Genomic DNA, 25,407 nt, shown 5'->3' with positions numbered 1-25,407 from the left:
TGAGGCGGTCAAAAGCCTTACATATCAAAGAAGTGTCAGCGTGATGGGACACTTCTTTTTTTATACCTCAAACTAATTGTTTTATATAAAAATATTTAACTTGTGAAAAATATATTTTTTTCAAAAAAACAAAAAAACGTTGTTTGGACTATACCAACGTGTTATGGTTCTTCCTGTAACCGGTTGCAATAACTTTGAGGGAGCAAAATATTATGGCTAATAAGAATAATAGCGGGGGCTTCGCAGCTGCCGTTGAGAAACACTTAATGCCAGTCGCAATTAAAATGGGACAAATGAAACCATTGATTGCGATTCGTGACGGTATTGCAATTGCAATGCCACTTATCATTATTGGTTCTATCTTTATGATTGCAAACAGTTTTCCAATTCCTGCATGGACGAATTGGTTAGCTACAACTGCTATCAATAAAGTAACAATTTCCGCAATTTTCGCTAAGATCACTAACGGTTCATTTGGACTGATTGGTTTGATTTCTGCCTTCGGTATCGCATCAAGTTATGCCGAACAATATAAGACTGATGGTAAATCAGCTGGTGTTATCGCTGTTGCATCATTCTTTGTTGTAACACCAAGTATTATGAGTGGTGACAAGGTTCCTCTAGAAGGAATGCCTTACGGATTCTTAGGTAGTCAAGGTTTATTCGTTGCCATTTTGCTAGGTCTTCTTACTGGATACATTTTCCAATGGTTCATTAACAAGGATATCCAAATTAAGTTGCCTGACACAGTTCCACCTGCAGTTGCTAAGAGTTTCAGTGCTTTAATTCCTGGTGCTGTAATTATCACAATTTTCGGTGCTATCTATGCCATCATGACATGGTCCGGATTAGGAAATATTCACGAACTATTACTCCACATTTTATCTAAACCACTTGGTCTATTGGGTGACACTTTGGGTGGTACTTTAGTTGCCATCTTGCTTAATAGTTTATTCTGGTTTGTTGGTATTCACGGTGGAAATGTTATCAATCCAATCATTTCACCTATTTGGTTGATGAATACTGATGCTAACCGTGTTTTGTTCCAAGCAGGTAACCTTGATTTAGCACATGGTGGTCACATTATTGCTCAACCATTCATTGATAACTTTGTTTACATGGGTGGTGGCGGTGCCACTATCGGACTTGTTTTCAGTATTGGTATTTTGATCATGATGAAACGTGCCAGTGAACAATCTAAGATCATGGGACCTTTGACGATCACACCAGGTATTTTCAACATTAACGAACCAACAATGTTTGGTCTACCTGTTGTTTTGAATACAACTTTGATTATTCCATTCATCATTGCACCTATGGTAAACGCTATCACTACATATATTGCAATGAAGATCGGTTTTGTGCCATTATGTAATGGGGCGGTTGTTCCTTGGACAATGCCACCTGTTATTTCAGGATTCTTAGCTACTAATAGTTGGACTGGTTCATTCATTCAATTGATCAACGTTGTACTTGATGTCTTGATTTACTTGCCATTTATGATGACTCTAAACAAGAAACAAGTTGAAGAAGAAACAGGTCAACTCAAAGAAGCTTAATTTAAAGGAGAGATTTCAATATGGTTAAACGATTAATTAGTGCTGATACTAGCGACATGCTAGCTATGGATGGTGCCCAGTTAAAACAAAGCATCAAAGCTAGTGAGGGACGTGTTGTTTTAAGTGAAAATGTTGTAATGCACGAACCTGGGAATGGAATTACAACGTCTGAGGTTGCTGCAGCCTTTGGTGCTGATTTGATTTTGCTGAACGGATTAGACGTCTTGAATCCAATCATTCTAGGACTTTATCCCGGTGAGGAAACTTTAGCAACCGCTAAACCACACCATGACGGTGAAAGTATTCATCGTTTGCAAAAATTAGTCGGTCGCCCAATTGGAGTCAATCTTGAACCCGTTGATCCAGATGCCAAAATGGCTGAAGATCGACTAGTAATTCCAGAAGGACGTATGGCCAGTGAAAAGACACTCAAGGAAGCTGAAAAATTAGGTTTCAACTTTGTAGTCTTAACTGGTAACCCTGGAACTGGTGTCACAAACGCCCAAATTGCCGCTAACATCACTGTGGCAAAGAAGAATTTCACTGGATTAATAATTGCCGGTAAGATGCACGGAGCAGGCGTTGACGAAGCGGTAGTAAGTAAAGAATCAGTCACAGCCTTTCTAGAAGCTGGAGCTGACGTTATCTTAGTACCAGCAGTCGGAACAGTACCTGGCTTTGATGATGATGAATTGAAAGAAGTAGTTAAATTGGCTCACGCTAAAGGCGCATTAGTTATGAGTACAATTGGAACTAGCCAAGAAGGTTCAGGCCACAGTTACATGGAAAATATTGCCATCAGAAATAAGATCGATGGAGTAGATATTCAACACGTCGGGGATGCAGCCTGGGGAATCCAATCACCATTTGAAAACATCTTCGCCGTCAGCCGAGCTATCCGTGGAGATAGACATGCTATTGTAAGAATGGCACGATCGATTAATAGATAGAGCGTGGAGCAGGGGCGGTTAGCTCCCGAAGGATAGTGGAACTTCACGAATTGCACGCGTCCTTTGCGGGTGATTTGGGAAGTTTCACTATCTTGTAGGGAGTTGCCCCTGCGGAACGCGTTTTAGCTATATCGCATAGAACCATGGTTATTCCCCTCTAAAAAAGGGGCGGAACAACCAAACTAAAAACACTCAACACAGACAATAAAAACCCTTTATAAAAAACAAGAAAATAAATAGGCAGCCACTCCAAATCCCGGAGTGACTGCCTATTTTTATAGATTGAAAAACATAATGGTAATTAAGTGAAAATAAGTTAAATCTTTTTTATACTAAAAACATAAAAACTTAGTGTGTTTCCATCACCTATGGAAGACTGGAGGTGGTGCTGATGAATGATACATTCGTAAGGCACGTCATCCTAGTAAAAGTAGGAGTTAACTTTGGGATATCTAACCTTAGTATTCTCGATATTAGTAGTTTTGTTGCTGCTGATAAAAGAATTAAAGAAGTAGATAAAACAGAGGGTCGGACACTGATGATGTCCGACCCGAATAGCAATATAGTTTCACATTAAGTAGGCGATGACATTGAGTTTTTAGCCATTGAGGTAGCACTCAGTGGCTTTTTTCATGCCTTCTTATAAGGTAATAATAATCTATTGAATGATATATAGTCAAATAAAATGAATACTTTAAAAGATTGATTATTCATTTTTCCAACAAATAGTAGCTGAGAAGATGATTTCCAACTTTGTTGGAAATTGGTTAGGGTTACAAAATATATAAACTCGCTAAAATAGTAAATGTAAGGGGTTACAAGAGAAGAAAAGGAAGGAGGAAAATAAATGGAAATTCCATCACAAAATATATTATTAGATGTTAATGTTTCAGATCGTGATGATTTACTAAAATTCATTTCGAGCAAATGTCAAGATTTAGGATATACAGATTCTTCTAAAGAATTGTATGATTCGTTTCTTAAACGAGAGGCTGATTATTCTACAGGGTTACAAGAAGGATTTGCAATTCCTCATGCCAAAACTGATGCTGTTAAGTCCGCACAGATTGTGTATGTAAGAACAACAAATCCTATCGATTGGAAAACTTACGACGATAAACCAGTTACGGATATTTTTGCACTTATGGTTCCAGAAAGTGGTGTTGGGACAACGCATTTACAAATGCTATCCAACTTAGCTACGGCACTTTTGGAAGATGATTTTAAAAAGGAAATTAGAGAATTAAATGATTCTCAAAAGATTTCAGATTATATTACAAAAAAGATTGGGGTAAACGTATTATGACAAATATTGTAGGAATTTCAGCTTGTCCAGCTGGATTAGCACATACACCAATGGCAGCAAAGGCATTGGAAAAAGCTGGTAAAGAATTAGGATATAACGTAAAAATGGAACAACAAGGTTCAATGGGCCCTGTTAATGCCATCACACAAGATGAAGCGGATGCTGCTGATTTTGTTTTAATTGCATCTGATCAAAAAATTACAGGGATGGATCGTTTTAAAGGCAAGAAAGTCTTACGTGTTGATATCAATGTATGTATTAAAGCACCAAAAGCAGTACTCAAAAAATGTGTTTCTACTGTAGAGGGGGCATAAGCTCATGAAAAAGCTTTTATCTGATTGGAAAGGATATTTGATGAGTGGTATTTCCTACATGATTCCTACCGTAATTGGTGGTGCGATGATTGTTGGTATTCCACAACTTATTGGTATGATTTTTGGGGTCAATGACCTAACAAAATATAAAAGTGCCGAAGGCTTTTTCCATATTCTTTATCAAATAAATCAAGTAGGTTGGATAGGAATTGGATTAGTTAACTTAGTTATTGCCGGATATGTTGCTTATGCAATTGGTGATAAACCTGCGCTGGGTGCTGGATTTATTGGTGGTCAACTCGCATCCAATATCAATGCTGGATTTTTAGGAGCATTGGTAGCTGGATTCGTTGCTGGTTATGTTGCACGGTATTGTAGAAGAATTAAAGTGGGCGAAGCTTGGAAATCTGCCGTTCCACTATTGATTGTGCCATTATTAACAACTGGTGCAGTAGCATTAGTTGAGGGTGTTATTTTAGCTGGACCATTATCATGGTTGAATACAACCTTAGTAGCTTGGGTTAAAGCAATGATTAACAATCATACAAATGGTGCTATTGTTGCTCTTGTACTTGGCGGTATGATTGGTACCGATTTAGGTGGGCCTATTAATAAAGCTGCATGGATGGTTGGTAACATTCTGTTCATTGAAGGTATTTATGGCCCTGCATTGATGACAAATATTGCCATTTGCTGTATTCCACTAGGCTATGCACTCGCTACATTTATTTATCCACGTAAACGCTTCTCAGATGAAATGTTTATGGCTGGACGTAACAACTTAATTATGGGTTCCTTTGGTATTACTGAAGGTGCAATTCCATTCTTCTTGATTAGTCCTTTGAAACTATTACCAGTTAACATGATTGGTGGTGCTTTAGGTGCCGTCACAGGTGAATTATTAGGTATGAAATCACATATTCCTCCACTGGGTGGTTTACCAGGGATTATCACAGCTGATAATAAGTTTGCATATATTGCCGGTATTGCAGCAGGAGCATTATTCATTGGATTAGTTGCCCCATTAGTTGTTAACTTCAACGTATCTTCTGATGAAGAAGAAAATGATGTTAGTGAAGACGATATTAAAATTGACATTGAATAAGTTTAAAAGAGAGGTTGTATTTATATAATGGTTAAGACAGTTCATGTATTTCCACATACTCATTGGGATAGAGAGTGGTATTTCACTACTTCACGATCAAAAGTTTATTTACTCAAGGATTTAATGCATGTGATTGATAATTTGCAACACAACACTGGATATGATCGTTTTATTCTTGATGGACAAGCATCACTAATTGAGGATTATTTAGAATGGCGTCCACAAGATAAAAATGTAATTAAACAATTGGTGGCAGATAAGAAATTGATTATTGGACCATGGTACACACAAACAGATCAGTTTGTTATCTCTGGTGAAAGTATTGTTCGTAATCTACAGTACGGTATGGACGTATGTAATAAATTGGGTTCATATATGAACGTCGGATATGTTCCTGATTCATTTGGACAGGAATCAAGTATGCCACAAATTTATAAAGGCTTTGGAATTCCGGACACGATGTTTTGGCGTGGAGTTTCTGAAGAAAACGTTGACCATACTGAATTTGTTTGGAAGGGTGAAGATGGATCAAAGGTAAATGTATATCAAATTCCTTCTGGATACTATATTGGTGGAGTTGTCGACGAAACCCAATTAGATAAAATTATGCAACAAGAACCATTTGCATCTATTGTAAAACGAGCAACGACAAGTCATATTGCCTTTCCAAATGGATTTGATCAAGCACCAGCTAGAAAAGATTTACCTCAAATGATTAAAAAACTTAATGCGGTAAATAAAGATTTTCATTTTGAAGTTAGTTCTATTCAAGAATATGTAGATGCAGTAAAGAGTGAAAATCCCAAACTTGAAGAAGTAAGTGGTGAGTTCACTAATGGTAAGAATATGAGAATTCATAAATCTATTTATTCTTCACGTTCCGATTTAAAGAAACTAAATACTAAAATTCAATATTATCTTGTAAATGTTATGGAGCCTGTTTTAACAATGGGTGAACATTATGGCGTGGATTATCCACGTGCTGCAGTTAATGATATTTGGAAATTGATGTTTGAAAATGCGGCACATGATTCTATAGGTTCCTGTGTTTCGGATACTACTAATGAAGACGTTTATATGCGTTATAAACAAGTCCGCGATATTAGTACTAACTTGGTTGAAGTGACATTACGTGAGATTGCAACTCAAATTAAGAAAGATAAAAAGTATGAGATTACAATTTCTGCCTTCAATACTTTGCCAGTTAATAGAACAGAAATTTCAAAAATCTCATTCTATGCTCCATCTAAGAATTTTGACATCGTTGATACAAATGGTGATTCAGTAGATTTTACAATTGAGTCATGTGACGATCAAACAGAGTATATTTCTGGTCAAACTATTCAATTAAATCCAGGAGAAAAAATATATAAGCCAGAAAAGATATATAAAATTGTCGCTTCAGTATTTGCAAAAGACGTTCCTGCGATGGGCTACAAGCAATTGTACTTAAGTGAAAGTGATGAAAAGAACCTGCCACTTGAAAATTCTGAAGATAGGATTATTGAAAATGAAAACTTTAAGATAGCTATTCAGGACAATGGTTCTTTAACCATTACAGATAAGACTTCTGGAAAAGTTTATGAAAATCAAGCTATTTTGGAGGAAAATGGTGATGATGGAGATTCATTCAACTATTCACCTGCTAAAAAAGATTTAATTGTTTACTCTACAAATCAATCAAATGAAATTTCAGTATCTAAATCTAAATTATTGTCTATTGCAACTATCAACTATGAATTTAATGTTCCACGGACATTGGATGATAGAGCTGATAAGGATTGTAATGTAAAAATGCCAGTTACTGTTGAAGTTAGATTGGAGAAGGATTCACCAGTAATTAAGTTTGATGTAAAGATTGATAATCGTGAGCCCTTGGATCATAGATTGTGCGTTGATTTTGCAACTGGAATCAGCTCAAAGGTTTCATATGCTGATCAACAATTTGGAACTATTCAAAGACCGGTTTACCGTGAGAAAGAAATGAAATCTTGGGAATCTAATAAGGAAAATTGGAATGAGAAACCAATTTCTATTGAAACATGTCAATCATTTGTTTCATTGGCAAATGATGAAAATACTGTCTCAGTATTTCCAAAAGGTGTCCGTGAATATGAAATTATTGGTGATAATTATTCAACAATAAGATTAACTCTATTTAGAACTTACGGAATGATGGGAAAAGTAGATCTGCTGTATCGTCCAGGTAGAGCTTCTGGTGAAAAAGTAATTGCAACACCAAATGCTGAATTACAAACAAAGTTAGACTTTGAATTTGGATTGGCAATTAGTGGTTCAGATTTCGATGATAGTGAAGTAGCATCTTTGGCAAAAGATTATGATACACCAGAACAATTCTATGAATATGCAGATTTCTTGAATGGACGTTTAATCTTTAACATGGACTCAGTAGATCGTGTCTTAGATGAGCAAGATAGTATTTTAAGAACGAAAGGTAATTTGATATTGAGTACTTTAAAGAAAGCTGATCATCGTAGTGGGTACATTGCACGTTTCTATAATGGTTATGGTAATAAATCAACTAATGATGAGATTGTTTTCGATAAAAAGCCAACTAGAGTAGAATTGGTAGATTTAAAAGAGGATACAATTGAAAAACTCCCAGTTGTTAATAATACAGTTAAATTAAATGATGTAACACATGCCAAGATTAAGACCATCTATTTTGAATATTAATTTTAGTATCTGAATATTAAATAACCAATCTTCAAGGTAATTGAGGACTGGTTATTTTATTCTTGGAGAATCTCCATTGAATTGTTTCATTTTTAAAATGAGGGGTGATAATAATGCTAAAACTATCCTATCCGAGATTAAAAGAGATTTTGCTGATTATAACTATGTCTAAGGTTGAAGTGCCCGGAAGTGAACTTGCTAAAAGATTGGAAGTTAGCACAAGAACAATTCGGAGTGATATTACTAAATTGAATACAGATATTGAAGAATATGGTCTTTCAATAATTAACCACAGAGGTAAAGGGTATTCCTTTGAATTGAACCAAGATAACAATCTTGATAAGTTGAAAGTAGATCTAGATAGTTTAGACAAAAAAAATACCTTGGATACAACCAGTGAAAGAATCCGATATCTTTTAAATGAACTTTTAATTAATGATAAACCTATTTCAATCGATCAGATTCTTGATAATCTTTATATAAGTATTAATACTTTAAATAATTACATTATTGAAATCAAAAAGATTACAGATAAATATAATTTAAAGGTGACACATCAACATAATGGTATTTTATTAGAGGGTACTGAGGGTAATAAAAGATATTGTTTCATAGATCAACTAGAGAATAAAAACTATAAAGAATATGTTTTGGGATTTTCAAATAATGAGAGAAGATTGTTTAGTAATATAGATATTGATTTGGTGAATAAAAAAGTAAATATCTTTATAGATAAACAGATGCATGATATTCCAGATTATAATCGTAAAAATATTGTAGTACATTTTGCCTTGTCATTGTCTAGAATAAAAGCAGGTCATTCTTTAACAAATTTTAATAGTGAATTGAAGGTTTCTCCAGAATTTCAAAAAGATTTCGATGCATTATTTGATGATTTATCAGAAAGCATCAAAGAAAAAGTGGATTATTCAGAAAGAGAGTATGTTAAATATCATATTGGTTTGAATAATCCTCAGATTGTTGAGAATAATAATGAACCTCAATCTGAATTAATACATAAAAGCGTGATACTGTTTTTGGATAAAATTAGAGATAACTATACATTTAATTTATTAAATGATAAATTATTAATTTCCAATCTAACTGAGCATATTAAATCAGTTATGAAAATCAATGATTTAGATAGTTCTAGAAAGAATCCATTATTGGATGTTATCCTATCAACTTTCCCTCTGGCATATGAAATGACAGTAACATCAATAAATATTTTAGAACATCAATTAAAACTGCATTTATCAAAAGATGAATTATCATTTATAACACTGCATGTTGGTGCATCAATGGAGAGAAATTATAATAATAAATGGAAAAAGCGTAATGTAGCTATAATATGTGGATCTGGAACAGCAACCGCTAATCTTTTAAAAATAAAATTGGAAAGTAGATTTAGTAATTATTTGAATATCATGGGGGTATATTCTTATGCTGACTATTGTAATGAGACTTATCCAAGTGATGTAGATTTTTTGATTTCAACGGTACCAATTCTAAATAGTACTCTGCCAGTTGTAGAGGTTGATTTATCTAATTATGCAAATGATAGTAAGGAGCTTTATGACTTTATAACTTCCACATCTGATGATCAACAGGTTTTATATAGTTTATTCAAACCAGAATTAATATTTGTAAATAGTAAACTGAAAACTAGGAAAGAGGTATTAAATTTTCTTTGTGATAAATTAGAAGAGGAAAACGTGGTAAAAGAAGATTTTAGATCAAAAATGTTTGAACGTGAAAAAATGTATTCAACGGCGATAGGTGGAGGAATAGCAATTCCACATCCCATTAAATTTGCAGCAAATAAATCTAATGTTGCTTTTTTGCAATTAAAAAATCCCATATATTGGGATGATAAGAAAAATAAAATTCAATTAGTTTTCCTTTTAGCAATTAATGAAGAAGAGTATCCCAAAATTCAGACTTTATTTAGTTTTCTGGTAGATCTACAAGATGATACACGTTTTTATAATGCAATTAGTAAATGTAAAGGTCCAAGTGAGGCTATAAAGGTTATCGATTCATTTATTCAAAATAATATTAATAAAACATCATAGTCGATAATTTTACATTATTTAATCAGGTCGTATTAGAATGGATTGATTTCAAACTGATATGACCTGTTTTTTATTTGGAAATTTTATTACTTACATTGCAAAAATAAGCTATCAAATGATATATAGCAAAAGAAAACGGTTACATTTTAATCTGAAAAAATTTATAAAATTTCTGAAAAAAAACTTACGAAAACTCCAGATTTCTGTTATATTAATCCACTGTTGCAACTATTTGGAGGTAAATATGAGTAAAACTCAACAAATTAATACAAGACCCGAACATCCAATCTTGTCACTTTTGGGTGTCTTAATCGGTGGATTTGTAGGTATGTTCAGTGAAACTTCGCTAAATATTGCCCTTCCATCAATCATGAAAGCTTTTGGTATCGAAACTGGTACCGCACAGTGGCTAGTTACTGGATATATGCTAGTAATCGCAATTGTTTTACCACTTTCAAGTTTACTAACAAAACACTTTTCAACTCGTGGATTAGTTAGATTTGGACTATTAGACTTTATCGTTGGTTCAGCAATCTCTGCACTTGCTACGAATTTCCCAGTACTATTAGCAGGTAGAATGATTCAAGGTATCGCAACAGGTATTATCTTACCTTTGATGTTTTCTATTGCTATGAGAATTTTTCCACCTAATAAACTTGGTGCTGCCTTAGGTATGGCTGCTCTAGTTATTATGTTTGCTCCAGCTATTGGGCCTACAATTTCCGGAATTATTCTAGGCGCTTTGTCATGGAGATTTATCTTTGCGTCATTTATCGTTTTCCTTTTGATCGGTTGGATCATTATGGAAAAGAATTTGACTAATGTTTTCGAAGTTACGAAGCCAAAAGTCGACTGGTTGGCAATTGCTTTATCAACAATCAGCTTTGGTTTAATTGTCTTTGGAATTAGTTTCCTCAGCAAAAATTTGACTATCGCTTTGATTGCTTTAGTTATCGGAATTATTTTCTTAGTTGTCTATATTAGACAGCAATTACACGCTAAAACTCCTACTTTGGATTTCTCAGTTTTGAAAACTCCTGAATTCTTAACTGGTTCGGTTTTAGTTATGATTAACTTTGGTATTACTTTATCAGCTATGTACTTATTACCAATGTACTTACAAAATGGTTTAGGAGTAGCTGTTGCTTTAACTGGTATTATCATGTTACCAGGTGGTGTGATCAACGCTGTTGTTTCATTCGGTGCTGGTCGTGCTTACGATAAAATCGGTGCTAAGTTGATGTCAAGATTAGGCTTCTTGATTTCAATCATCGGTTCAGCAATGTTCTTATTTAGTAACTCAAACAGTTCACTAGGTTATATCATTGCCGCCCATATTGTTTTGATGATCGGTGTTCCATTGGCTATGTCACCATCACAAACTTATGGTTTAAATTCTTTGGATGCATATCAATCCGCTGATGGTTCTGCCATTATCAATACTTTCCAACAAGTTATTGGTGCCGTAGCAACTGGTATTGCCACAATTTTATTGAGTACAGGTCAAAGCAACTACTTCGCTAATGGTGGACATTCAGCTAAGTTAGCCTTTACTAACGGTGCTCATTATGGATTTATGTTTACATTGATTTTAGCTGCCTTTGGTTTCATTTTAGCTTTCCGTGTTCATAATAAGAGTAAGGAAACTGTAAAGGCCGAAGCTAGTGAAAAAGCAACTTCTCCAGACAAGGAAGCTGCTACAGATATGAATTAATTTGCATTAAATATTTGAAAACAATTGATACGAAAACAGAGAGCGGAGCAAGAGAGCTTAGCTCCCGGAAGATAGCTGAACTTCCCAAATTGCTCGTGCACTTTGCGGGCGGTTTGGGAAGTTTTGCTATCTCGTAGGGAGTTGGTTTCGGTTAGAGAGTGAAACAAGCCCGCTTGTGCTGCAAGTTTAGGAGAAAAATAATTCTATCCAAGTTTTTCTTATGAACAAATTAAATTATGTGTTGAAAAATACAGACAATTCCTTTACAATGATAGGGTTAATGAAATAAGATAAATTGTAACGGGAAGGAGGGTTTTTAGATGTCACAAAATACACATAAAGGTATGACTGGCCACCGCCGTCCTGTAAACCAAAAAAATGGTGCAGAAAAACGTGCCAAAACACAAGAAGTTCTAAACTTTTTAAAGAGTCGCGATAACAAAGAAAGTAAGTAATTACTTAAAAAAGCTGATGGAAATTAATCCATCAGCTTTTTTTTTAACTTAAATTATTGTAATGTCCATGCGGCCGTTGCGCTTTGATTTATATAAAGCTTTATCTACTCGTGAATAAAAATCATTAGTTGAAACATCTTCACGGTTGGCTTCAGAAACACCTACTGAAATAGTTATTTTTATATGATTTTGATTAGAAATAATGTCGGAATGGTTAACGGCCTGAAAAATTTCATCAATAATTGGTTGAGTATCTGAAAGCTCATAATTAGGAAAAAGAACATTGAATTCTTCGCCACCAGTTCGGTAAAGCTTTAAGTTTTTGTCATTATTGTTCAAAACAGTTTTAACCGTATCGACTACTTCTTGTAAGACTCTATCACCCGTCAAGTGACCATAAGTGTCGTTAACATGTTTAAAATGGTCGATGTCAAACATCATCATAGTAAATTTTTGATGATCAGCAATGTGTTTTTTAAATAAGAGCCGCAAATCAATATCAAAAGCATCGTAATTATAAGCTTTAGTAAGTTTATCGTGGGTAGCTTCTTTAAATAGTGCAGCTCGGGATTCCAAATCGGAGAAAAGCATAGCGATATATCCCAATGTGAACAATTCTAAAATAATGTAATAGATGATCTGTTGAATCAAGACTCTAGTATCAAAAGGAAATTTCCAGCTTGTAACAATCCAATAAGCAGTACCGTAAATCGTTCCAGTTATAAAGTATCTCAAAAAAGGAAATTTATTCTTAGTATGATTTTTTACGTAATTTAAAGAATAGTAGAAAATAATCAAGATAAACATTAAAATCCATGATTGCCAACTAGTTAAAGCTGAATTGAACAGCATGAAGATTAAAATTATTGGTGCGATGAACTGTGATTTAGAAGGTACACTTAAAATCGTCGTATAAAAAATGAGTGATACCATTTGAAAATTGACATAAACCCAAGGACGTGTAGCATCACGCACGAAACTTTGCATGATGATGAGGATCAGCAAAATATAGATTATTCCTAAAATTGCTCGCAAATGATATATGTCGATACTTCCATTAATTCTAACTGCAATCCTCTTTGCCCCAGAAAAAAGAATTTGAAAGACGATAAAAGCACCCATAATAAAAAATAAACTAGTTACTAGGGGTGCTTGGCTTACAAAAAATCCTGTTAACAAAATGTTTCCTCCTTGAAGGTTCTCACTGTTAAGTATACCAATAAATTAATAATAAATTTAAAATTAATTTATATCAGGACGGTGTAATTCATGAGTTGTGATCAATGCAATGATTAAGAAGCCTAGGCAAGCTAAGAAACCAGCTTGAATGCCGACGGATTGATTGGTTGAACTACCAGTAAGTATCTTGTCAGCCATAGTGATCACGGCAATAATGATAGCTGTTCCAAATGAGGCAGCAATTTGTCTGAGAGTGTTGAACGTTGCCACGCCATCAGACAGATATTTTTTCGGTAAGGCACTTAGAGCATGAGTCTGAATTGGAATCAAAATCAAAACTAATCCTAATTGTCGGATAGTTTGACCTACCGTTAACATTAAAACAGAAGCATTAACGTCAATGATTGCTTGCATGAATGTACCGAAACAGTCGATCAAAACACCAGTAACAACGATTCGTTTGATTGGATATTTATCGAATAGACGGCCACTAATAGGCGACATAAAACCAGTCAAGGTAGCGCCGGGTAAGAGAGCTAGACCTGAAATTAGTGGACTTTTGTGTAAGATTGTCTGAATCATTAATGGAAGTAAAATTGTATTACCGTACATGGTCAAGACAATCAACATATTGATAATTGTGGCGAATGTGAATTGAGAATGGTGAAAAATTTCAAAGTTAATAATTGGTTTGTCAGATTTATTTTCCATGATTGAAAAAATAACAATTAAAACTAGACCAATGGCAGTATATCCAAGGACGTTGAAAGATATGAAATTAGCTTGACCGATATTTGAAAATCCGGTTAATAAGAATAGCAAGCCAAAACTGATTGTAATCAAACTTAGAGTGTCAAATTTAGGATTTTCATCAGTCTCAATTTGAGGCAAAAAGAAAAATGATAGTAAAACGACGACAATGATGAATGGCAGAATTAAAATGAAGAGATATTGCCAAGCAAAGTACTCTAAAATCACTCCAGACAAGGTTGGACCGATAATAGGGGAGAAGTTAAAGGCTAAGCCAATAATCCCCATAACAGCTCCTTGTTTGCTTCTATCGGTATATTGCATAGCAAGAACGTTAACTAAAGGCATCATCATTCCTGTACCAATAGCTTGAATCATGCGACCAATAATGACGAGGATAAATGAGTTGGCAACGGCACCAAGTAATGTACCAATTAAAAAGATAGTTGAAAAGGCAATAAATAAATGTCGAAACGAGAATTTTTTAATAAAGTAGGCACTAGTTGGAATCATAATAGCATTCACTAATGTATATCCATTAGTCAGCCACTGAACGGTTGAAGAATTAACTTGGAAAACGCGCATGAATGTTGGTAGAGCAGTGTTCATCAGTGTTGAACAAAGAACCCCAAAAAAGGTTCCGAAGACCATGATGTAAAGTGATTTTTTGATTTGTTTGGACATTTTTGTACCCCTAGAAGAAAAATTGTAACTTGATTATTCTAGCATATGTGATTAATTACGAAAGAATAGATTTAACTATAAACTTTAAAACTAAAAAGGTATCACAAGAATTACACTTCAATTCTTGTGATACCTTTTAGATGATTTTTAATTGATTTTATCCGCTACTACCTGTGGCATTTTGTCCTTAAATGTTTCCTTGTATGTTTCTACATAGGTACCTTTGGCAGTGATTTCTAGGTAATGGCCTTGCTTTAATTTACCCATGCCAGTGAATTTGATGGGGTGGGCATTGCCATTTTGATCATAACTGGTCAAGTTATATTCATAATTTCCAAAACCGGCTTCATCTTTGGCGTTGCTATTGTCAATTTTGACATAACGCGGCTCTTCTCGAACCAAGATGTTGATCTTGTTGACGGCCTGTCCTAGTTCACTAGTGTTATCTTTCATAGTAAAACAAAGAATTAAAAAACCTGCGCCTAAAAAAACAACTGCTGAAACTAGGAATTTAAGAATGCTTCTCATAGGTGATTTCTCCTAAAATATTATTGTAAGTTCAGTTTTGTGAAGACATCGCTGGGGATGTCCTTTTTGAAAACTTCTTTATATGAATAAACGTAATTGCCCTTGGTATCTAATTTTAAATAGCGTCCTTGTTTTAACTTCTTCATGCCAGTGAAATTAATTTTCTTTTTATTACCTGACTGGTCGTAACTGGTTAAAGTGTAATCGTAATTGCCAAAGCCATCATTGTCTGTGGCTTTTTTGTTGTCGATTTTGACGTATTTAGCTTCACGTCTGACTAAAATATTGTATCGGTTGAAAGTTTGGGCATTTTGACCAGGATTGTCTTTAGCATATGCACAAAGGCCTAAATAGCCCATTCCTAATAAAAAAATTCCAAAAAGAAAAACCCTTAGATAACTTCTCATTTGACTTACCTCCTGAGAAATATACTAAGGGCTTTTGAATATTTTTTACATTTGTTCTACTTACATTATTCTTACAGATTTGTAAGCTGGTTTACCACCAATTAAAGTTAAGCGTGTAGTCTACAATCTTGTTGAATAATGCTGCTAACAATTTCATCATAATTAGCGCCTCCAACTCTATAAACTTTAGTTCCTATCTATATTATAGTTCCGTTTGAAAGCGCTATCAATAATTTTAATTCCAAACTTCATCTTGGATAGATTTAACTAATTTCAACTTGTCCCACTCTTGTTGTTCAGTTAGAACATTGCCTTCTTCAGTTGAAGCAAAGCCACATTGGGTTGAGAGCCAGAGTCGATCGAGGGGTAAGTAATTACTTGCTTCTTTAATACGGTCAATGATAGTTTGACGGTCTTCCAATTCACCGGATTTAGTCGTCAATAAACCTAAAACGACGTTTTTATCACCAGAAACTTTAGCTAGTGGCTCAAAGTTACCAGCACGACTTGAATCATATTCAAGAAAATAACTGTCGACATTTTCTTTAGCAAATAACGTATCTGCAACCGGTCCGTAACCGCCAGAGAAAGCAAAATCAGAGTGGTAGTTGCCACGGCAAACGTGTGTGTTGATTGTTAAATCGTCGGGTAAATTCTCGATAGCTTTGTTGTTGAGATTAAGCAAAATATCCTGGATACCAGAATCAGCATAAGCTTTGCCATCAGGTGTATTGAGGAATTTTTCGTCGAGGAATAATCCCCAAGAACAGTCATCCAATTGGATGACACGGGCACCCTTATCGTAAAAAGCCAGAATGGCATCGTGGTAAGCTTTTTCGATGTCCAGATATAGATCTTCCAAGTTTGGATAATAGTTTTTGACCTTGTCCGCGTTCACTCCTCTGATTAATTCAATGTAAAGCTGTGAAGGAGCGGGGATGGTTTGTTTAGGCTGAAGGTCGAGTTCGTCAGTTACTGATTTAAGAAATTCGAAATCTTTGATGAAGGGATGGTTGGGATTGAATTTTACTTTTCCAGATAAGATTGCTGTATCGTCGCGGGTTTCTTCATGAGCAAATTGATAGCCTTCACCGTAATGAACGTGGTCGACTCCGTCTAGTCCCCAGAAGAAGTCTAGGTGCCAATATGAGCGGCGGAATTCTCCGTCAGTTGCGTAATCTAAGCCAACGGCGGCTTCTTTTTGGACTAAGTCTTTGATGGATTCATTTTCGATGGTTGTTAATTCTTGTTGGGTTATTTCGTTGTTGAAGTAATCTTTTCTAGCTTGTTTTAGTACGTCTGGTCTTAGGAAACTTCCTACGTGTTGGAAGCCGATTTTGTTTTTTGTTGTGGTCATTTTTGGGTCCTCCTCGGGTTTAATCTGATGTTGACTTGGAAGGGAAAAGTAAAAAGGAAGAAAAACTATTGGTAAGGTTCGAGGAATGGGGTCGACAGTTAGTCGACCCTATAAGTGGCCCTAAGCGCCATAGGCGTTAAGGGCCACTAAAAAAGACCATCCCCACAAACGCACTTATCTCAATGCATTTGTAGGGACGATCTCCGTGTTACCACCCTAATTCATGTTCTGCTTGCACAAAACACCTCAACGACACTTTCATGTCCGGGATGATATCGCATCCTTGCGTACTTCTGGCTTTCACCTTAGTAAGACTCCAAGTTCATCTTCAATTTAACTTTTCCTCCACTTTTTCACTAACCGGTGGTCACTCTTCAAAGTACTCGTTAAATCTACTCTTCTCTTCATTGTCTAATCAGATTAAATAACTTTTAATTATTTGATTGATGAATAAATTACACCTGAAACAAGGGTTTGTCAAATTTAATTTGCAGTTAAAATGTAACATAATTTTAATGGTTTATTGGAAATTCTAATATTAATATTAGGGTAAAAGGGGATGTTCTTGTGGGGAAGAAGATGTCAAATCCACAGTTACTCGCGTGGGCGATATTTATCGTTGAATGTTTTATTACTCTATTTTCGTTTGTTAATAATTGGATTAATCCGATTGATCAATCTAGTATTCCAAATACTGTCTTTAAAATGGTGATTTGGATTCTGACGGTTGCGGTCACAGTGATTTTTCAAATCGTACTTGGCTTTGTAATTTATAAAATGGATAGTGACAACCAAAACTGGTTGATTGTGTTGGCTGTGTTGAGCTTGATTCATGATCCATTGTACTTGATTGCGGTCATTTGGAAGTTTGTTGTGACCAAAAAGACTCAGAAAGTGCCAAATAACTAGATTGAATTCTCGATTGTCCAAGTTAAGGTTCCGCCATATTTTCCTGGAGCGCTGATACCATCTTGCTTGAGGAGCAGACCGGTGTCATTCGTCCATTTATCGGAAATTATATCAGTAACTAAATCATCACTAATGGCATCATTTTCAGCAACTGGAACATTATCTTTACTTAAATTGTAAATTACGCCGTTAGCTTTTTTATAGACTAAATTTCCTTGGAAAACTTTGCCATCTTTAGTCAGTTCAGAAGCCGCAACATTCAATTTCCAAGCGCTGTGTCTGCTTGTCACGCTAACTTGATAAGAATTTTTTCGTTTTAAAAATTTTGTGGTAGAAAGATAATTAATATCTTGAAAATCTAAGTTGGGAGAAGCCACCACATTTACAAAATTTTGCAAAACTTTAATAACATAAGTTGTAGTAGCAGATTTACCATCTTTATCAGTAGCTGTAACGGTGACATTTTTAGTACTGTTCTCTTTGAAAATGTTCCAAAAGTCAGTACCAATCAGATCCTTTAGGGGAATTTCACCGGTTGCTGTGGAAGTGGTTGAATTTGCTTGCGTTTCGGCAGTATAAGTTTTTCCATCAACTGTAACGCTATAACGAATAGGGTCACTGGGCTCAAACTTATGCTCTTTATCGTAATTGAGGACAGTTGGTAGGATTGCCTTTTCATTTTTATCATTATAAATAATGTTGATTGGATCTGGTTGCTTGAAGGAAAGTGACCAGTCTTTTTTGTATGTAATTGTAAAACTAGGTGTACTTGTTGAGGAAATTTGGTGATCACCAGAGAACTGAGCAGGCTCTGCGGCAACATCAATATTTTTATCGGTCGTGTTTTGAGCAACACCGTTGATAATGATATTGGCACTAGTGTATGCGGCTGTATCGTAATTACGAAGAGCTTCACTAATGGCGAATTTTAATTCAGTACCGGTTAAATTAGAGCCAGAAACTAATTCAGTTGCAGAATTACCAGTCGTATCATTTTTGTAATTGATTGTTGCAATAGAACCAGTTGAATCAGAAGTATAAGTTAAGTTTTTGGGCAAATGAATATCAGCTATGATTTGATTCCAGTTCACACGACTAGTTTCGGTGTCATATTTCAAATGGTAATCAAGTGTTAAATTATCACCATGAGCAACTGTACGATCAGTTGAATCATCAGTAATAACTTTCCCTAAGGTGTTATCAGTAATTGAAGCATCAGCTTCGGCGTTGACTAAGGCTGGGATTGATTCCATGACAGCCAATTTACTATAGACATCATAAGTAGTTTTACCAGTACTGTCAGTAACCTTTTCTCCAGCACTATTAGCACCGGTAAAGCCCCAATACAATTTGTTATCCGTCACTTTCCCGAAAATATCAGGATTAACTTTGATTGTGGAAGTCACTAAGGGATAACCACTTAAAGAACTTGAATTAGTATTGGTAGTTCCATCTAAGTATTTGTCGTTGAAAGCGTAATGGATTTCAGCTGATTGGCCATCTTTAGCAGGTATCCATTCGAAGGTAACATGGTGCCAATACATATCTGAACCATCAGGATTAGTTGCGTTGACTAATTGAGCAGACTTGGGGTCAGAGTGGATCAGTGTATCGGCCATTGTAAAGCCTTTCCAACTGTTTTTAGCTGCGTTGGCACTACCAATTGGAGTTAAGGCATAACTTGTTGCAAGACTAGGATAGACGAGAGCAATGTGGCCAGTCGTTCCACCGGCACCAAAACGTGAGTTAGCAGGATAGCTATCGGGGATTTTTAGATTACCTACAGTATCGAAAGTGTCAAAGCCATTTAAGGTGTAAAAATAAGTTCCAGCGTTGAATAAGTCACCAGGATTAAATTTTAATCTTATTGGTTCTTGATCAGATTCTGAAGTGACGTCGTCCTTTTGAGAATCAAATTCTAGAGCCATACTGTTCTGAACAGCTGTACTAGCGATATATTCGGAACTGGAATTTGTAGGACGATTTTCTATCGGGTTGTACCATTTGGTGGTAGCTTTATCATATCCTAGGACACCAAGTCCTTGATATCCAGCACCTAAGGCATGTGCACCTCGAGGATCATTTTGTAAAACTAGTGCCATTCCTTCGCCATTTTTCTTATCCGAACCATAACCACTACCAAAATATAGCCAAGCAGAAATTGTCTGCTTTTTGTTGATGTCTAGATAATTACCATTAGCCTGATCAGACCAGGCAGCTCCGTATTTTCCGGCACCTTTTGCTAAACGTAAGACAGTATCATTTTTTTCAGTGGTAGCAGAATTATAAATAAAAGGATTGTCTTCACCATTAGCCTGTGGAGCATAAATGTCAAAATAGGATTTAATATTCAGACCCTCAGGAGCACTGTCTAGAGCGGATTGGTCGGCTGCATCATCTGCTAGAACAGAAATAGAACTGAGTAAAAAGAGTATACTCGAAAATAAGAATGCAATTAAAAAGGAAATCAAAGTAGCATCTCTATATTTTTTCATTAAGCATCCCCCCTTATGCGAAAATGATGAATATATACGCTCATCGCACATATTATAGCAACTATTTATTAAAATAATAGATAATAAAAAATACTCACCGTTATGAAATCAACAGTGAGTAATGATGCAGCAATATAAATTTATTTAATTTTTAATTTAAATAATACAATATGTAAATCCTTATATATAAATGTTTACTTGAATATTATATTTACAATATGTATAAAACAATAAAATTAATTATTTATCGTTATAACGATACAAAAAAGCTAAACAATCAATAAGATATCAAAAACTCGACTAATTAGCAACAATTAATCGAGCTTTTTAAATTATTTAGTTGTATCAACAATATTATTTGGTTTTAATCCTTCAATTAAAGCTTTGTTTGAATCAAATGAAGTAGTAATCATATTGTGAATAGCAGTTTCAGTATAGAAAGCACTATGTGGTGTAATGATCACATTTAATCTGTGAGCAAGATTTCTGATTTTTTCATTAGGAATATTGTCAGGACTACTCCAAACTTTACCAAAGACAGAATTTTCATCGTCCAAAACATCGAGTCCGGCACCAGCAATTTTGCCACTATCTAAGCCTTTGATCAAAGCATCAGTATCAATCAATTCACCACGGGCACAATTAATGATGTAAACACCATCTTTCATTTGTGAAATGGCTTTGTCATTGATCATGTACTTGTTGGAATCGAATAATGGAACGTGCAAAGTGATAATATCAGATTGCTTGTAGAGTTCTTCAAGAGAATCAACATAAAGTCCTTGTTTTTCAATGTCATCATTGTGGTAGACATCATAAGCAACAACCTTGCAGCCGAAGCCTTGCAAAATCTTGATAACAACGCGGCCGATGTGACCAGTACCAACGACACCAACAGTTTGTTCACGATATTCTTTACCAATAGTTGGAGCCCAAGTGAAATCACCATGGTCAAATTTATCATCGAATTCAGGAACACGGCGTAACAAGCGACCCATCAATAGAACAGTATGTTCAGCGATTGCGTTAGGTGAATATACTGGTACATTTGTTAGTGTGAAACCTAAATCGTTTAGATCTTTGAATTCAAAGTTGTCAACACCAACGTTACGAATTGAGATGTAATGGATGCCTAGACTCTTCAAGACTTCTAGCGCCTCACGAGTGTATGGGGAAGTTTGTAAAGTAACGACCCCATCAGATCCTTCGGCTAAACGAGCTGAATCAGCTGTCAAAGTGTATTCTGTGAAACCAACTTCAACGTTAGGATTAGCTTGTTCCCATTTCTTTAGAGAAGGTTCTTCGTCCTTACGAATTCCATATGCAAAAATTTTCATTAACAAAATCCTCCTTCATTAACTAACAACTCTATTAAAACAAAATTGAGTTGAAAAAAGAAGTGTGGAGGATTGTCTTTCTTCGTTTTGGGTAGTGGGTGGTAGTATTCCGGGCTGAATAACGGATCTATTTTGTATTTATGTTCCGTTCTTTTAGGAATACTAATTCTATTCTGAGTTAGAACCTGTATCTTAAATAGTCTATTGTGTCTCGTACGTCAAAGTAAGAACTAATGTATAAAGAAAGAGGATATTACTATATTGTAGAATCTTGCAGTATTAGTAATATCCTCTATTTTTTATATTAATTAAATCAATTAAAGTAATTAAGCGTTATAACGCATCCAGACTATAAAACAGTTTAATGACGACTCTGAATAGATTTGTATCCAATTCAGAATTCACGAAAATAACTGCAAAGAACTGAAATCTAGTCTTCCGCAACTAACCACCATCCAAACTAAAGAAGCGCATTATTCAGTATCGTAACGATTCAAAACATAAATCGCTAAAATAACAATTATCGCACCAATAACTTCGGCAAAGTTTACTGCATAATGCAAGAAAATCACACTTAAAACTAAAGTAGTGAAAGGTTGCACGGCATCAGTGATACTGACAATCGCAGCAGTTGTGTATTTAGTACTGATAACCATCAATAAGAAGGCTAGGACAGTACCAATCAAGATAACAGTACCGATTCCTAAAATACTAGTTGTCGTCATCTTAGGTGGATTGACCCAAATAGGACTGAAGATATTTGAAATTACACCAGCAATCAACATACCCCAGCCGGTAATCAAGATTCCGTGATATTTAGCAATTAATTTTTGTGGAATGGTAATGTAAAGTGCAGCTGTGATACCACTGCCGATTCCCCAAAGGACTGAAACTAAAGGAATTGAAAGGTGACTCAGATTTCCCCGAGTAATCATTAAAACGACCCCGATCAAAGCTAAAACAAATGAGATAACATCGACACGTGAAGTCTTTTTCTTTGTGAAGATGATGGCACCAATCATGATGAAGAGTGGTGAAAGATATTGTAAAATCGTTGCTGTTGATGAGTTACCTGTCTTGATAGCGTGAAAGAAGGTAAACATATTTGCCAGCAAACCAAAAACTGAAAAACTTAGCAAAGTTAGTAAATCTCTTTTATTTCTAAAAACAGCAAAAAATTCGTTTTTAGGTAAAACGACTAGGCCAACCGCTAACAGTAAAATTCCAGCAACTGTAGTTCTCGTTGCGATAAACCACATTGCTGGAATATCTAGATCCTTAGCGACGACTTGTAAAACGGTACCTGAAACTCCCCAGAGAGCGGAAGCACAAAATGCTAACCAAAAACCTCTATCGAGTGTTCTCTTGGCTAACTTCTTACTTTCGTCCATTAAAACATTTCCTCCTGAAAAAAACTAATAGCACTATTATAACCGTGAAATTTTGATTTTGACTATTGTTTTTTTTATATCATGAAGTTAGGTTGAATCGGTATGCTAAGAATCTTATGCTAGTCGGGCGTTTCTTCTGATTGGGATATACCATATTTAATTAATTGTGAATTAGTTTTCACTACAATTAGTTCATTTCTCAAGACTAATTTTAACAATTTTGACTTGATATGAACCTGCCGGAGCGCTGACTGAAACGACATCATTGATTTTTTTACCATCCACAGCTTTACCAATCGGTGAGTCAAAGGAAATCTTATTTTTAGTCAAATTAGCCTCTTGTTTACCAACTAATTGGTAAGTCACGCGACTATGATCGTCTAAGAATTCAAGTGTGACGAATTTCCCGATATCTAATTTGTTGCTATTTGAGGGCTTAACAACGTCCGCGTATTGTAATTGCTTTTCTAAATAGTGCAAGCGACCGTTCAAATGCCCTAAATCACGTTTTGCAGTTGAGTATTCAGTATTTTCCGAACGGTCACCTAAGGCAGCCGCTGCAGCAAGTATTTTAATTTTTTCAGGACGGATTTCTTTTAAATGCTTAATCTCTGCTTCAATTTCTTTATATCCAGCTGGAGTCATTTTGTTAAAATAAGGTTCCATATTAAGTTCCCTCCAAAAAAAATAGGCGTCCCGCTTAGGACACCGTATTTTTTTTATAGATTTGCATCCATATTAAATGTAAGTTTTGAAAGATTGATCCCTTTAGTATAAAGTTCACCGAAGAATTCATGAGTCTTTTCTTGCATTTCTTTAACGATCTTTTGATTTCTATTCGTTAAGAATTCTGTTAATTCATCGCCAGAATAGTTCTTAGCCAATTTGTCAGTCTCGGCAACGTAAGCACGGAATGTTTGACGAGCATCTGTTAAGAAGTCGATGTCATCTTGGATAAATTCTGTGTAGTTTGATTCAACTAAGACGGACAATGCTTTGTACATCCAGTAAGCATCTTTGAAGTTGAACTTGAGTGAAGCGTCGTTATATGACGGATCTGTTTCGTTCATGTTTGTGTAGAATGGGATGTATGGTGTAAATGTTGGGTAACCGATACATAGCCACATGATAGCAGCGTATTCTTCAGGAACATCATTTCTAATTTGTAGTACGTGTGAATTTTGTGTTCTGTTCAAGCCAATTGGACGGTAACGGTGCTTGTCATCATCATCAGCGTATGGGCTAAATGGATCGAATGGTGTTTCATTATAGTGTGAACCTAAAACATACTCGATGTCATCGACAGAAATCTTGTGATCAGTTTTCATGATGAATGGTAATTCACCATCTTCTGGATCTTGTTTTATTTCAGGATTGAAGTATTTTTGACCGAACCAAACACGTGGTGTGTTGTAATGACGATCCTTTAAATTATCAGTACCGAAGATATGTCTGAAGTTCCAGCCAGTCTTGTCAGTATTCAAATGATTTTCTTCAACGAATTCTTGGATTCCCTCGGACCACATGAATTCATCAGGCTTGTTAAAGTCGACTTGTTGAATTGATACACGGTTAGCACATACAGCGTAACTGTCATCAGGGATTCTTTGAGCTACCCAGTGATGTCCAGTAACGATTTCCATGTACCAAACGTCATCTTTGTCACTAAATAGAACAGAATTACCAGCAGGTGAACCAAACTTCTTAATAAGTTCACCGGTACGTTCTACAGCACCCTTAGCTGAATCAACATAAGGAAGAACCATACGAACGATAACGTCTTCGTCCATACCATCTTTTACTAATGGATCAAAAGCCAAAGCACGTTCGTTACCATAAGTACTTTCAGTAGCTGACATGGCAACATTAGCTCCGTTGATACCACTTTCGTCGTAGTAACCAAACTTCTTATAATCAACGTTTGGAACTGCAGGCCATTTGTAGCCATTTTCGGGTACTTCTGATTCAAAACCGTTCAACCATGATTTAACCTTACGGCCTTTTTCACCTTTAACAGCAGGGTTGAGTACAAAACTGTGTGGAGCGACCGCAAAAAATGTATCATCATTTCTGGCAATCATTGTTGATCCGTCTATACTGGCGTTTTTACCAACTAAAATAGTAGTACAAGCGTCATCCAAATGATTTTTCTTCATCTCTTAGAATTCCTCCTATTGTATATTGACTTCATTTTA

At 35.4% G+C, this 25,407-nt stretch carries 21 protein-coding genes; 11 read left to right on the top strand and 10 right to left on the bottom strand.

What is annotated here, in order from left to right; translation table 11 throughout:
• Positions 1-212 precede the first annotated feature (212 nt).
• The 10 genes from U8521_RS10875 (at position 213) to U8521_RS10830 (ending at position 12,175) form a co-directional block, all read left to right on the top strand.
• Positions 213-1,559, top strand: a complete 1,347-nt coding sequence (locus U8521_RS10875; RefSeq protein WP_334331960.1) for a PTS sugar transporter subunit IIC — start codon at positions 213-215, stop codon at positions 1,557-1,559.
• Between the two features lie 20 nt (positions 1,560-1,579).
• Positions 1,580-2,509, top strand: coding sequence for a DUF7916 family protein (locus U8521_RS10870; protein ID WP_334352738.1), 930 nt, complete (start codon positions 1,580-1,582; stop codon positions 2,507-2,509).
• 391 nt (positions 2,510-2,900) lie between these two features.
• Complete coding sequence (locus U8521_RS10865) at positions 2,901-3,086, top strand: hypothetical protein (RefSeq protein WP_334331958.1); 186 nt, start codon at positions 2,901-2,903, stop codon at positions 3,084-3,086.
• Positions 3,087-3,356: 270 nt separating this feature from the next.
• Positions 3,357-3,815 (top strand): PTS sugar transporter subunit IIA, encoded by a 459-nt coding sequence (locus U8521_RS10860; RefSeq protein WP_334352737.1) that lies wholly within the window; start codon positions 3,357-3,359, stop codon positions 3,813-3,815.
• Positions 3,812-4,129 (top strand): PTS fructose transporter subunit IIB, encoded by a 318-nt coding sequence (locus U8521_RS10855; protein WP_334352736.1) that lies wholly within the window; start codon positions 3,812-3,814, stop codon positions 4,127-4,129. The genes U8521_RS10860 and U8521_RS10855 overlap by 4 nt, the downstream gene beginning before the upstream one ends.
• A gap of 4 nt (positions 4,130-4,133) precedes the next feature.
• Complete coding sequence (locus U8521_RS10850; RefSeq protein WP_334352735.1) at positions 4,134-5,234, top strand: PTS fructose transporter subunit IIC; 1,101 nt, start codon at positions 4,134-4,136, stop codon at positions 5,232-5,234.
• A 27-nt stretch (positions 5,235-5,261) separates the two neighbouring features.
• Entirely contained in the window at positions 5,262-7,931 is a 2,670-nt protein-coding gene (locus tag U8521_RS10845; protein ID WP_334352734.1) for a glycoside hydrolase family 38 N-terminal domain-containing protein, read from the top strand.
• Between the two features lie 113 nt (positions 7,932-8,044).
• Positions 8,045-10,006: a BglG family transcription antiterminator gene (locus U8521_RS10840; protein WP_334352733.1), complete on the top strand. Its 1,962-nt coding sequence runs from the start codon at positions 8,045-8,047 to the stop codon at positions 10,004-10,006.
• 244 nt (positions 10,007-10,250) lie between these two features.
• Positions 10,251-11,720, top strand: a complete 1,470-nt coding sequence (locus U8521_RS10835) for an MDR family MFS transporter (protein WP_334331957.1) — start codon at positions 10,251-10,253, stop codon at positions 11,718-11,720.
• Positions 11,721-12,040: 320 nt separating this feature from the next.
• Positions 12,041-12,175: a hypothetical protein gene (locus U8521_RS10830; protein WP_334331956.1), complete on the top strand. Its 135-nt coding sequence runs from the start codon at positions 12,041-12,043 to the stop codon at positions 12,173-12,175.
• 48 nt (positions 12,176-12,223) lie between these two features.
• On the opposite strand, the gene U8521_RS10825 is transcribed toward U8521_RS10830, so the two are convergent.
• From U8521_RS10825 to U8521_RS10805, 5 genes are all read right to left on the bottom strand, one after another.
• The gene (locus U8521_RS10825) at positions 12,224-13,354 is read right to left on the bottom strand and encodes a GGDEF domain-containing protein (protein ID WP_334352732.1); all 1,131 of its coding nucleotides are present in this window, start codon (positions 13,352-13,354) and stop codon (positions 12,224-12,226) included.
• A gap of 63 nt (positions 13,355-13,417) precedes the next feature.
• The gene (locus U8521_RS10820) at positions 13,418-14,788 is read right to left on the bottom strand and encodes a DHA2 family efflux MFS transporter permease subunit (RefSeq protein WP_334352731.1); all 1,371 of its coding nucleotides are present in this window, start codon (positions 14,786-14,788) and stop codon (positions 13,418-13,420) included.
• 147 nt (positions 14,789-14,935) lie between these two features.
• Entirely contained in the window at positions 14,936-15,316 is a 381-nt protein-coding gene (locus tag U8521_RS10815) for a YxeA family protein (protein ID WP_334352730.1), read from the bottom strand.
• Positions 15,317-15,336: 20 nt separating this feature from the next.
• Entirely contained in the window at positions 15,337-15,723 is a 387-nt protein-coding gene (locus U8521_RS10810) for a YxeA family protein (RefSeq protein ID WP_334352729.1), read from the bottom strand.
• 235 nt (positions 15,724-15,958) lie between these two features.
• A complete protein-coding gene (locus U8521_RS10805; protein ID WP_334352728.1) occupies positions 15,959-17,080 on the bottom strand; it encodes a 5-methyltetrahydropteroyltriglutamate--homocysteine S-methyltransferase in 1,122 nt (373 codons plus the stop codon).
• 567 nt (positions 17,081-17,647) lie between these two features.
• Here U8521_RS10805 and U8521_RS10800 point away from each other — a divergent pair.
• The gene (locus U8521_RS10800; RefSeq protein WP_334352727.1) at positions 17,648-17,989 is read left to right on the top strand and encodes a hypothetical protein; all 342 of its coding nucleotides are present in this window, start codon (positions 17,648-17,650) and stop codon (positions 17,987-17,989) included.
• Here the strand turns inward: U8521_RS10800 and U8521_RS10795 are convergent.
• From U8521_RS10795 to U8521_RS10775, 5 genes are all read right to left on the bottom strand, one after another.
• Complete coding sequence (locus U8521_RS10795) at positions 17,986-20,484, bottom strand: hypothetical protein (protein ID WP_334352726.1); 2,499 nt, start codon at positions 20,482-20,484, stop codon at positions 17,986-17,988. The genes U8521_RS10800 and U8521_RS10795 overlap by 4 nt on opposite strands.
• A 332-nt stretch (positions 20,485-20,816) precedes the next feature.
• Entirely contained in the window at positions 20,817-21,821 is a 1,005-nt protein-coding gene (locus tag U8521_RS10790) for a D-2-hydroxyacid dehydrogenase (protein WP_334331948.1), read from the bottom strand.
• Between the two features lie 473 nt (positions 21,822-22,294).
• On the bottom strand, positions 22,295-23,212 hold the full coding sequence (locus tag U8521_RS10785) for a DMT family transporter (RefSeq protein WP_334331947.1): 918 nt from the start codon (positions 23,210-23,212) through the stop codon (positions 22,295-22,297).
• A gap of 192 nt (positions 23,213-23,404) precedes the next feature.
• Positions 23,405-23,878: a transcription elongation factor GreA gene (gene greA / locus U8521_RS10780; protein WP_334352725.1), complete on the bottom strand. Its 474-nt coding sequence runs from the start codon at positions 23,876-23,878 to the stop codon at positions 23,405-23,407.
• Positions 23,879-23,931: 53 nt separating this feature from the next.
• Positions 23,932-25,368, bottom strand: a complete 1,437-nt coding sequence (locus U8521_RS10775) for a C69 family dipeptidase (protein WP_334352724.1) — start codon at positions 25,366-25,368, stop codon at positions 23,932-23,934.
• Positions 25,369-25,407: the final 39 nt, after the last annotated feature.

The sequence above is a fragment of the Companilactobacillus miaonis genome (assembly GCF_036913615.1).
Taxonomy (GTDB): domain Bacteria; phylum Bacillota; class Bacilli; order Lactobacillales; family Lactobacillaceae; genus Companilactobacillus.
Note: the sequence above shows the minus strand (reverse complement) of the source record. Positions and strands in the feature narration are given on the sequence as shown.

Bases quoted from the DNA above. Each gene is read 5' to 3' on its own strand.
- U8521_RS10855 (WP_334352736.1), top strand. From the start codon at position 3,812: ATGACAAATATTGTAGGAATTTCAGCTTGTCCAGCTGGATTAGCACAT.
- U8521_RS10790 (WP_334331948.1), bottom strand. From the start codon at position 21,821: ATGAAAATTTTTGCATATGGAATTCGTAAGGACGAAGAACCTTCTCTA.
- U8521_RS10870 (WP_334352738.1), top strand. From the start codon at position 1,580: ATGGTTAAACGATTAATTAGTGCTGATACTAGCGACATGCTAGCTATG.
- U8521_RS10810 (WP_334352729.1), bottom strand. From the start codon at position 15,723: ATGAGAAGTTATCTAAGGGTTTTTCTTTTTGGAATTTTTTTATTAGGA.
- U8521_RS10805 (WP_334352728.1), bottom strand. From the start codon at position 17,080: ATGACCACAACAAAAAACAAAATCGGCTTCCAACACGTAGGAAGTTTC.
- U8521_RS10815 (WP_334352730.1), bottom strand. From the start codon at position 15,316: ATGAGAAGCATTCTTAAATTCCTAGTTTCAGCAGTTGTTTTTTTAGGC.
- U8521_RS10845 (WP_334352734.1), top strand. From the start codon at position 5,262: ATGGTTAAGACAGTTCATGTATTTCCACATACTCATTGGGATAGAGAG.
- U8521_RS10775 (WP_334352724.1), bottom strand. From the start codon at position 25,368: ATGAAGAAAAATCATTTGGATGACGCTTGTACTACTATTTTAGTTGGT.
- U8521_RS10875 (WP_334331960.1), top strand. From the start codon at position 213: ATGGCTAATAAGAATAATAGCGGGGGCTTCGCAGCTGCCGTTGAGAAA.
- U8521_RS10840 (WP_334352733.1), top strand. From the start codon at position 8,045: ATGCTAAAACTATCCTATCCGAGATTAAAAGAGATTTTGCTGATTATA.
- greA (WP_334352725.1), bottom strand. From the start codon at position 23,878: ATGGAACCTTATTTTAACAAAATGACTCCAGCTGGATATAAAGAAATT.
- U8521_RS10795 (WP_334352726.1), bottom strand. From the start codon at position 20,484: ATGAAAAAATATAGAGATGCTACTTTGATTTCCTTTTTAATTGCATTC.
- U8521_RS10860 (WP_334352737.1), top strand. From the start codon at position 3,357: ATGGAAATTCCATCACAAAATATATTATTAGATGTTAATGTTTCAGAT.
- U8521_RS10850 (WP_334352735.1), top strand. From the start codon at position 4,134: ATGAAAAAGCTTTTATCTGATTGGAAAGGATATTTGATGAGTGGTATT.
- U8521_RS10785 (WP_334331947.1), bottom strand. From the start codon at position 23,212: ATGGACGAAAGTAAGAAGTTAGCCAAGAGAACACTCGATAGAGGTTTT.
- U8521_RS10830 (WP_334331956.1), top strand. From the start codon at position 12,041: ATGTCACAAAATACACATAAAGGTATGACTGGCCACCGCCGTCCTGTA.
- U8521_RS10835 (WP_334331957.1), top strand. From the start codon at position 10,251: ATGAGTAAAACTCAACAAATTAATACAAGACCCGAACATCCAATCTTG.
- U8521_RS10820 (WP_334352731.1), bottom strand. From the start codon at position 14,788: ATGTCCAAACAAATCAAAAAATCACTTTACATCATGGTCTTCGGAACC.
- U8521_RS10865 (WP_334331958.1), top strand. From the start codon at position 2,901: ATGAATGATACATTCGTAAGGCACGTCATCCTAGTAAAAGTAGGAGTT.